This is a genomic window from Gilliamella sp. BG3 (assembly GCF_046635605.1).
In the GTDB taxonomy this organism is placed as follows: Bacteria; Pseudomonadota; Gammaproteobacteria; order Enterobacterales; family Orbaceae; genus Gilliamella; species Gilliamella bombi.
Map to the genome: position 1 here is coordinate 172,703 of NZ_JBIDFE010000002.1, position 8,427 is coordinate 181,129.

At 33.6% G+C, this 8,427-nt stretch carries 4 protein-coding genes and 1 rRNA gene; 4 read left to right on the plus strand and 1 reads right to left on the minus strand.

Annotated features, from left to right (window positions below; all coding sequences use genetic code 11):
- Positions 1–77: 77 nt before the first annotated feature.
- Positions 78–2,681 (plus strand): bifunctional lysylphosphatidylglycerol flippase/synthetase MprF, encoded by a 2,604-nt coding sequence (mprF, locus tag ACGH6S_RS01710; RefSeq protein ID WP_411578249.1) that lies wholly within the window; start codon positions 78–80, stop codon positions 2,679–2,681.
- Position 2,682: 1 nt separating this feature from the next.
- On the plus strand, positions 2,683–3,963 hold the full coding sequence (locus ACGH6S_RS01715) for a virulence factor family protein (protein WP_411578250.1): 1,281 nt from the start codon (positions 2,683–2,685) through the stop codon (positions 3,961–3,963).
- A gap of 86 nt (positions 3,964–4,049) precedes the next feature.
- On the opposite strand, the gene ACGH6S_RS01720 is transcribed toward ACGH6S_RS01715, so the two are convergent.
- On the minus strand, positions 4,050–4,946 hold the full coding sequence (locus ACGH6S_RS01720) for a DMT family transporter (protein WP_085163903.1): 897 nt from the start codon (positions 4,944–4,946) through the stop codon (positions 4,050–4,052).
- 1,295 nt (positions 4,947–6,241) lie between these two features.
- Here ACGH6S_RS01720 and ACGH6S_RS01725 point away from each other — a divergent pair.
- Both ACGH6S_RS01725 and ACGH6S_RS01730 read left to right on the plus strand, forming a co-directional pair.
- Positions 6,242–7,312, plus strand: a complete 1,071-nt coding sequence (locus ACGH6S_RS01725) for an acyltransferase family protein (RefSeq protein WP_065589605.1) — start codon at positions 6,242–6,244, stop codon at positions 7,310–7,312.
- A 586-nt stretch (positions 7,313–7,898) separates the two neighbouring features.
- A 16S ribosomal RNA gene (locus tag ACGH6S_RS01730) occupies positions 7,899–8,427 on the plus strand; the annotation flags it as partial.

Sequence of the window (8,427 nt, forward strand, 5' to 3'; positions counted from 1 at the left end):
ACGATTGTTTTCACTAAAATGGAAAGGTAGAATGCGCGAATCAAAATATTATCAAAGCAAATATTGGAGTTGATTAAGTGAAAATATCAACGCGTAAAGTTTTGCCTTGGCAGTTAATAGAATACTTCACTCGTTATCGCCAATTTATAGCTCTACTATTTGGTCTATCTATCTTTTTTATAGCACTGATTGTGTGTTGGCACTTACTTAAGACAATTAATGTTAATGAGTTAAAAAGAGCTATTCATCACCTTTCAATGTCTACAATTTTATTTTCGTGTTTATCTGCCATTGGTAGTTATTTAATGTTGATCTGCTACGAATGGTCAGCTGCACGTTATGCGGGTGTCAAATTGAAACCCGCAACTATTGTACTGGGCGGAATTTGTGCCTCAGCTATTGGTAATGCAATCGGATTGTCGGCATTATCTGGTGGTGCGGTGCGTTGTCGTCTCTATTTTAAACAAGGATTAACAACTATTGATGTTGCCAGAATGTCAATTTTTGTTACCTTATCATTAGGATTCACGTTACCACTATTAGCAGCGATTACCGCTTTAATTCATCCCAAAAATACGATGTTAGCTTTGCATTTATCAGCAAATAGTGTGTGGATAATTGCATGTAGCGTAATTTGCTTTTATGGTGTGCTATTTATCTTTTTGCAAAATAAGCGATTAGCAGAAAAACCAAATAACAACACCCAATTATATCAATTATTTCGATGGTCTATCCGTCTTCCTAATCTTCGTTTAGCATCTTACCAATTTATTATTACTCTATTTGATGCCATTTTGGCTGGCGCAGTACTTTATTTCCTTTTACCAAAACACCCTGATTTTGCTACCTTTATTATGATCTATATTCTGGCGTTAGTAGCTGGAGTGTTGAGTCATGTTCCTGGTGGTGTTGGTGTATTTGAAGCCATTATGTTAGCGGCATTTTCATCCGAAATTAATATAGCTTCATTAACCGTTGCATTAATCATTTATCGCATTATTTATATTTTAATCCCCCTTATTTTGGCGGCTATTTTGCTTTTAATAAACGAGGGAAAACATTTTTTAACTGCACCTCAAGTTAAAGAGACAGAAACAGGAATTGCAGCGCCCATCATGGCGGCAGCTGTATTTTTTGCCGGTGTGGTGATGATGTTTTCAAGTGTACTTCCTGGGTTTAATCACCATTTAGTCAGCACCTTTATCCCCAGTAAAATAGTCAATATTGCTCATCTAATTGCTAGTTTAATTGGCGTTTTATGCATATTACTTGCAGTAGGAGTAAGACGAAGACTCTATTTTGCATGGGGCATTTCGATTATTTTATTATTTTTAGGTAGTATCTGCTCGCTTTTACGCGGATTACATTGGATTGAAGCCAGTGTATTATTAATTATAGCAATATTATTAATCCATTTTAAACATGCTTTCTATCGTAAAAGTCGATTAAGCATATTACCTTTTTCAATTAAATCCTTTGTCATTTGCTTTTGCATTATTGCGCTTTTTGTATGGCTAATTTTATTTATATATCAAGATATTCCTTATAGTCACGATTTATGGTGGCAATTTGAGTTAGACAGCCGAGTACCGCGTGCTCTTCGTGCCGCTTTAGGCAGTTTTATTTTGTTAAGCTTTATTATGTTGTTTTGGTTATTTCGCCCTGCACCACCAATTCTAACTCAACCAGAACAAAACGAGCTAAATAAAGCCTATCAAATCATTTTAGATTCAAAACAACCTGAAGGTGGGCTTGCCATGAGTGGCGATAAGTCATTACTTTTTAATGAATCACAAACAGCTTTCATAATGTATGCCAAACGAGGCAGAAGCATGGTTGCCCTTTATGATCCAATTGGAAACAGTACTGATCGTGCTAGTTTAATTTGGACTTTTCGAGATTTGTGCGATCAACATAATCTTCGTCCGGTTTTTTATCAAGTTAAAGCAGCAAATTTACCTTTTTATATGGATATTGGTCTTAGAACTATTAAGCTAGGTGAAGAAGCCTTAGTTAATTTAAAACAATTTGATTTAAGCTCAAAAGATTATAAAGATCTTCGCTACACTTGGAATCGTGGTCAACGAGATGGTCTATCTTTAGTATTTTATTCTCCAGGCACAGCACCACTTGATGAATTAAAAGCAGTTTCAGATGCATGGTTAAAAAGCAAGCACGCTAAAGAAAAGCAATTTTCGTTAGGATCTTTTTCCGAGCAATACTTGAACAATTTCACTATTGCGGCAATAAAATATGAAGGTCGTATTATTGCTTTTGTAAATCTGCTAGAAACAAATCAAAATTATAGTGCAAGCATTGATTTAATGCGTGTTGTCCAAGATATTCCTAAATTAACTATGGAGTTTTTAATGGTTGGGTTGATTTTGCATTATCAACAAAAAGATTTTAAATTCTTCAGTTTAGGGATGGTTCCACTTGCAGGTATGCAAAGACGTCGAGGCGCTCCCATGATTCAAAGACTAGGTGCATTAGTTTTTAGACGGGGGGAACGTTTTTATAACTTCCAAGGATTACGTCGCTTTAAAGAGAAGTTTGCAACACACTGGGAGCCACGTTATATGGCCGCTCCAGCAGGGCTTGATCCTTTAGTTGCAATCATTGATACCACCATGCTAATTTCAGGTGGAATAACGGGATTAAAAAAGAATAAGAGATCATAATATGAAAAAAATAATACACGGCATTTTGTTGTTAATTGTTATGATACTCATAGTACTATTAGGATTTGTTGGTTGGTATTTGATAAAAAACCAAGATAGTGCGTCAGTAAAAACGATAACAATCGAAAATGACTTTTCTATTATATCGGCAAAACCTAAACAAACAGCCGAAGCTGCGGCTATTATTGTCGCAACTAACAACAATCATTTTACAGAACAACAACTATTAAACTTATCTGAAAAAATGGGCGCCAAACTAGTTCAGTTTGAATTAAAACCGCAAGCAACTTGTGCTGAGCAAAAAAATCGCTTTAACCAAGCTGTAAACATATTAGGAGAGTCTAATTTTGCTGTCGCAGGTATGAGAGAAGGTGCCACTTTTGCTTATCGATGGCTAGCAGAACAGCAAAGTGATGATGCTAAAGCATTATCAATAGAATTCATATTAGATCATAAAGATTGTGATGATCCATTGCCAAGTCAAGCTAACTACGGAACGTGGCAAGTAATTTGGAATAACCCACCCGAAGAAAATGTTGCCGTATTCCCACGAGAACAGAAAAAGATTGCTGTCACCACAGGAATTGGCGAATACCAAACCTCACCTGTTGAGCTTTTAAGTTTGCATTTATCTTCAATTTTATTTGGTGATCACCAACAGCTACCTGTTATTGAATTACCCGCAACGAGTAAAGAAGTTCATCCTAAAACCGTTACTCTTTATTATTCTGGCGATGGGGGCTGGCGTGACTTAGACAAAGTATCTGCTGAATATATGGCAGCGCATGGTTACCCTGTTGTTGGTGTCGATGCTTTAAAGCTGTTTTGGCAACACCGTTCTGTTGAGCGTAGTGCAAAAGATCTCGCCTATTTGATGCAACAATATCGCGAAAAATGGGGTACAACTCGTTTCGTGCTTACAGGCTATTCATTCGGTGGAGATATTTTACCTGCACTTTATAACCGGTTATCAACTACAGATCAAAATAGTGTTCAAGCGATTGTGATGATCGCATTTTCAAAAAATGCCAATTTTGAAATTGAAATCAGTGGTTGGCTTGGTCAATCTGGTAATGAAATGAAAACAGGTCCAGAAGTCAATAACATACCAGCGAGTAAACTATTTTGTATTTATGGTGAAGAAGAGAAAGACGATACTGGATGCTTACAGCCAGAAATGAAAGGTGAAGCATTCAAATTACCCGGAGGCCATCATTTTGACGAAGATTATCAGCATTTAGGGCAAATTATCATGGATGCAATCGATAAAAGAACGCAATAACTTAATTAACCATCTCAAATATAAAAACCGTTTTCAGACCCAAAGCTCTCATGTGCCTTTGGGCTTTTTATAAGTATTAAAATTAATTAGTTTCTTTTTATGCGAATTTTACCTTCTGACAATAACACACCACAAAGCGTAAATAATGTTCCGATAGCAGCAATCCAGGTGAAAGGTTCGTTCAAAATAATAACAGCCGCAATAATAGTAAGAATTGGAACTAAATATAAATAAATACTAATTTTAACTGCACCAATTAATTTAACAGCATAGTTCCAAGATGAAAAACAAATAGCCGAGGCACCAACACCCAAGAATAAAAAATTAAAAATGTTAACGGGATCGGTAAAACGTGATAAATTCCAATCAAAGTCGAAGAGAGATAACACAGGAAACATTAACATCAAACCATAAAAAAAGAATCGCCTTGTTAACAAAATAGTATTGTAACCATAATTGCTACTTTTTTTAGTTAAAATCGAATAACAAGCCCAAAATAAACAAGCCAACATAGTAAGCAGATCACCAAGTGGATTTAACGAAAGCACAAACTTACCATTAAAGCTAATTAGTCCAACACCAATAATTGCAAATAAACAACCAATATAAAAACGTTTAGGTGGTGTTTCGGTTTTTAAAAAGAAAATAGATAGTATTGCAGTAAATATTGGTGCTAAAGTGGTAATTACTCCAACATTTGAAGCTGTAGTATAAGTTAATGCAATATTCTCACATAAAAAGTAACAAGTTACACCACACAGCCCTGCACATAAAAACATAAACTCTCGCTTAACCCCCTGCCAAGCCAAAAAGCGCGGTGATAAGATCCAAAGGGTTAGATAGCCAAGTCCAAATCGAAAAAACAAGATCTCTATTGGTTTAAAATCCGTCAATAAAACTTTAGTTGCAATAAATGTTGTTCCCCAAAGAAACACTGTCATTAATGCGATTAAGTGCCCTTGTGTCCTTTTTGAAAATAACATAATAATCTCTCTGCTCACATAATTATTTCGCAACCAAAGTACAGCTCATTGCTTAATCTTTTATTTAAAATAGTAGTATTCAAAAAAATTTAAAACAATTTATAAGAAGATTTGATAACGAAAGAAAAGGCGCTATTTAAATAATTAAAATTCTAGCAATACTAGCTTTCTATACGTATTAGTGCAAATTATATCAAACAAAATAAGCAAAAAAACTAAAGCAAGTAGTTCTTAATAGATAATGGAAGAAGAAAGGATTTTACAAAATATGCAAATGGAAAAAATATCAGGCAAAAAAAAATCCACTCGAAAACTCGAATGGAAGGCAAAAAATGAAAAACGTAATCTGTTAATATAGACAAACTAAATGGGGAAAAGTTCAATTTAATTTCATATATTTCTTAATATTTAATGATAAAAAGAGTAACACAATGATTTTTAATATAAATTATTTTTAAATTTTTATAAAAATCATCAATCTTATCCATTTAGTTTAATCAAATTACTAAATGATAATACTGCAAATTTTCCAATTTATCTGTTATAAGCTGTATTTTTATACTGAAACACATAGTTACCTGAAAGTTTTTAACAAATTTTTAAATCCTCAAATTATGATTGAATTGATATCCTAAAATTAACAGCTATAGTTATACATCTAATTCTAGTTATGTAGCTGTTATAATCACGGAGGGAGTAAAAAATATGTGGGATAAAGGGTTGGAAGAAGTAATTAAACAAGCTGGAGTTGTATTGGTGATTATGTAAAAATAAACAGATTAATCGATTTTAAATGAAAGTGGAACAAAAAAAGAAGATAAGAGCATAATCGTGAAATGGTGAGCTCTAACTCGCCATCATCACTTGTATAACGGTTTTTGTGCTATAACCGTTACATGTGTTACTTCTTAGTTTTTTTTGTGTTTTTCATGACCTAGATGCGTGGTTATTTCTTCATTTAATGTGGTATCAATCACTAGTTTGTTCATAAAACACGTTAATTTGCCTAAATCTTTCTACGTTTTTATGCTTTTAGCTAGCTCGACTGCCATTTGTCTTACTTTTTATTCATTCATTTTATATTTAACTTGTTTTTGCTCATTAGAGTAGTTCAAAATAGGTAAATTCACAAATTCATTTGCAGGGTCAATTCAGAAAGATGTTTATAATTAATTAATTTTAAATGATATTTTATTTTTTATTTGTTTGGACATTTATTTTTGTAAATTGTAGTTTCAGTTACATAGAAATGTGATAATGTACGCTAGTTTATTTCATTATTCACAGTATCTAAAATGGTAACAGATAAACCGCAAAAAATTCATTCTATACATGTATTACGTGGTGTTGCAATTATAATGATTGTTTTTAGTCACTGTTTGGGTGTGTTTAAAAATACTCATTTAATTGCTAATAGTTATTTATTTTCTTTTTTAAATTTATTTGCCTTTAATTTCACTACTTTTTTTGTATTAATTGCTGGTTTTTTATTTCAACATCTAACTTATAAATTTGATACCAAAACTTATTATTTATCAAAGTTTAAAACTGTTGTTTGTCCTTATATTTCAGTATCTATTTTTTGCTTTGTTTTTTTTCATTATCAGTATTTATCTAATTTACCTTGGTTTTCATCGACTGAAACTAGTGTTGTTAGTTCAATAGTTAGGATGATGCTGACGGGAACACAACTGCTACCATTGTGGTTTATCCCGATGATTATCATTATTTATTTAATGGCTCCTTTATTATATTTTTGGTCGAAGAAGAATTTAATTGTAGCTGGTCTGATTGCTATGTTTTGGGTTGTGGTGTTTACTAAACCTGATTTTACTCAACCTATTTTAAATTTGTTGCATTATGGACCAGTTTATTTAATTGGCATGATGATAAAACAAAATTATCAAATTATTATCAAAACAGTTAAAGATAATTTATTCTTAGTTGTGTTTCTTTTTAGTTTATGTTTTTTTGTTCCATTTGCTTATCGCTATATGAGTCATTTAGGTGTAGAAAAACTTTATTATGATACATTACAAAAAATCGTTTTATTTATATTAGCGCTTTATTTTTTAGATGGGCTGAATCATAAAACGAATGAGGGGAAGTTATATAAATTCTTTTCTTATATGGCAAATATTAGTTTTCCTATCTATTTTATTCATGAAATTATTGTTTTAGAACTTGAACAGCTATTGTATATTTCTCCTCTAGGTTATGTAATCAAAACCGACAACGGTTGGTTAGCATCATTGGGAGCTGTAATTTTTTTAGTGTCAACTTTAATCGTAAGTGTCATCATCGCTAAAATAATAACGCTAGTTTTCAAAAATAAAGCAAAATACCTTATTGGTGCAATTCGTTAGATAATATCATCTATTATTTGACTTAATGCTTTGAAATATCTTTATTAAATTTAAAACTTAGAATGTAAATTAATATTCTAAATTCACGTTAAAAATATGAGGTTCTTTATATTTACCATGTAAATTAACTTAATGAATTGTTTTTTCTATAGCAAATAACGTTTATTTTGTTTATGCCAAATATATTAAACATGTAGATTTGAACAAATAAAATGCAAACGAAAAAAAAATTGCAATTAACACTTGCAGGAAATTTTTAAGCCCCTATAATGCGCATCCACTGACACGCAGTCAGCGACAAGCAGACGAAGAGTTGGTGATTAAGTGAGATCAAAAATTTTAAAAAAGATCTTGACGAATAAAAAAGGTTAGCGTAGTATACGCAACCCTTGAGACAGCGAACTAAATCAACGAAGGTTGATGAGGGATATAAGCTGTTAGCTCTTTAAAAAGAAGAAACAGACAATCTGTGTGGGCACTTGCGAGACAAAAGATTAAAGTCTACGGACTAAAAAATTAAGTCTTGATAAGTGACACTGAAGATTCATTTGAATATGTCAGAGACAGTTATTGAGCATCAAACTTTAAATTGAAGAGTTTGATCATGGCTCAGATTGAACGCTGGCGGCAGGCTTAACACATGCAAGTCGAACGGTAACATGAGTGCTTGCACTTGATGACGAGTGGCGGACGGGTGAGTAAGGTATGGGGATCTGCCGAATGGAGGGGGACAACAGTTGGAAACGACTGCTAATACCGCATAAAGTTGAGAGACCAAAGCATGGGACCTACGGGCCATGCGCCATTTGATGAACCCATATGGGATTAGCTAGTTGGTGTGGTAATGGCTCACCAAGGCGACGATCTCTAGCTGGTCTGAGAGGATGACCAGCCACACTGGAACTGAGACACGGTCCAGACTCCTACGGGAGGCAGCAGTGGGGAATATTGCACAATGGGGGGAACCCTGATGCAGCCATGCCGCGTGTATGAAGAAGGCCTTCGGGTTGTAAAGTACTTTCGGTGATGAGGAAGGTAATGAATCTAATAGGTTTATTAATTGACGTTAATCACAGAAGAAGCACCGGCTAACTCCGTGCCAGCAGCCGCGGTAA

Coding starts and splice junctions, on each gene's coding strand:
- ACGH6S_RS01715 (WP_411578250.1), top strand. CDS start 2,683: ATGAAAAAAATAATACACGGCATTTTGTTGTTAATTGTTATGATACTC.
- ACGH6S_RS01720 (WP_085163903.1), bottom strand. CDS start 4,946: ATGTTATTTTCAAAAAGGACACAAGGGCACTTAATCGCATTAATGACA.
- ACGH6S_RS01725 (WP_065589605.1), top strand. CDS start 6,242: ATGGTAACAGATAAACCGCAAAAAATTCATTCTATACATGTATTACGT.